We start from the raw sequence: 1767 nt of genomic DNA, 5'->3' as shown, positions 1-1767 counted from the left end.
GGCACAATCCAACATCACAGCCAGCAAGCAGAGGCGCTCCGCATGATGAATTTCGACTATGTCAGGCCGGCGAGCGTCGCGGATGCGATCGCGGCGGCTTCCGAGAAGGGCGCGAGCTATCTCGCCTCCGGCACCAACCTGCTCGACCTGATGAAGGCCGGCGTCAGCCGGCCGAGCCGTCTCGTCGACGTCACGCGCCTGCCCGGGCTCGATCGCATCGAGCATCTCCCCGACGGGGCCTTGCGCATCGGCGCGCTGGTGCGCAACGCCGATCTTGCCCATGACGCCGATTTCGCGCGCAACTATCCCGCGGTCGCCGAGGCGCAGCTGTCAGGCGCATCGGCGCAGCTGCGCAACGCCGCGACCGTCGGCGGCAATCTGATGCAGCGGACGCGCTGCGCCTATTTCTACGACGCCGGCAGCGCCTGCAACCGGCGCTGGCCGGGCGCCGGCTGCGACGCGCTGAAGGGCGAGAACCGCTTGCACGCGGTGCTCGGCTGGAGCGAGGGCTGCATCGCGACCCATCCGTCGGATTTCTGCGTGCCGCTGGTCGCGTATGGCGCCGTCGTCGAGATCGAGGGCAAAAGCGGCCGGCGCGAGCTGCCGCTCGAGGCATTGCATCGTCTGCCCGGTGAGACGCCGGAGCGCGAGACTGCGCTGGAGCGGGGCGATCTGATCGTCGCACTGCGGCTGCCGGCCGAGGCGCAGGGCTTCGCTCGCCATGCCCGCTACATCAAGGTGCGCGAGCGGACATCCTATGCCTTCGCCGTGGTCTCGGCCGCAGCTAGCCTGCGCATCGAGGACGGCAAGATCCGCGAGGCGCGGCTCGCGCTCGGCGGCGTTGCGGCCAAGCCGTGGCGGGCGCGCGAGGCCGAGCAGGTGCTCGCAGGCGCCTCGCCGGATGCCGCGGTCTATCGCGAGGCGGCGCGCGCCGCGCTGTCGGACGCAAAGCCGTCCGGCGACAACGCTTTCAAGATCGAGCTCGCGCAGCGCATCGTCGTCCGCGCGCTCAGCCTTGCCGCCGCAGGCACGCCGGATCGTATTCCCGCGCTGCCCGGCTCTCCCTTCTCCTCCGTTGCAGGAGCGTAACGCATGACGGTTGAACTCAGTCTGACCCGCGACCCCGCCCATATCAGGCACGGCTCGAACATCGGCCAGCCGATGACCCGCACCGACGGCGTGCTGAAGGTCACCGGCAAGGCACGTTATGCCGCCGACAATCATCCGCCCGGCATGGTCTATGCCGTGATTGCGACCAGCTGCATCGCGCGCGGCCGCGTCAAATCGCTCGACGTCGCCGCCGCCAAGCGCCATCCGGGCGTGATCGACGTGATGACCCCGGCGCACAAGCCGGAGCTTGCCGAAGACCCCGACGCCAAGGGCAACCCGTTCGCCTTCCGCATGGAGCTGTTGCAGAGCGACGAGGTGCGCTACGCCAACCAGGCGATCGCGGTCGTGATCGCGGAAACGCTGGAAGCCGCCACCGAAGGCGCGGCGCTGCTGTCGCCGCGCTACCAGGTCGAGATCGCGCGGGTCGGCCTCGACGCCGGCGAGGCCTATGCGCCGCCGGTGGTCGGCATCGGCAATCCCGCCGAAGTCCGCCACGGCGATATCGACGCCGGCATTGCTGCGGCCGCGAAGCTGACGGACTCGACCTACGAGACGCCGGCGCAATATCACAACGCGATGGAGCCGCATGCGATCGTCGCGGTGTGGGACGGCGACCGCCTGTTCATCGACACGCCGAGCCAGGGCATGGGCTTCGCC

General features: G+C 69.7%; 2 protein-coding genes. Both read left to right on the top strand.

The features are described 5' to 3' along the window. Positions 1-42 precede the first annotated feature (42 nt). Positions 43-1089: a xanthine dehydrogenase family protein subunit M gene (locus VF497_RS17245; protein ID WP_330891054.1), complete on the top strand. Its 1047-nt coding sequence runs from the start codon at positions 43-45 to the stop codon at positions 1087-1089. 3 nt (positions 1090-1092) lie between these two features. Next, positions 1093-1767: molybdopterin cofactor-binding domain-containing protein (locus VF497_RS17240; protein ID WP_330891052.1), on the top strand; the 675-nt coding region annotated here is incomplete at its 3' end.

Origin of the sequence: Rudaea sp. (assembly GCF_036383415.1) — a bacterium.
Classification (GTDB): Bacteria; Pseudomonadota; Gammaproteobacteria; order Xanthomonadales; family Rhodanobacteraceae; genus Rudaea.
Note: the sequence above shows the minus strand (reverse complement) of the source record. Positions and strands in the feature narration are given on the sequence as shown.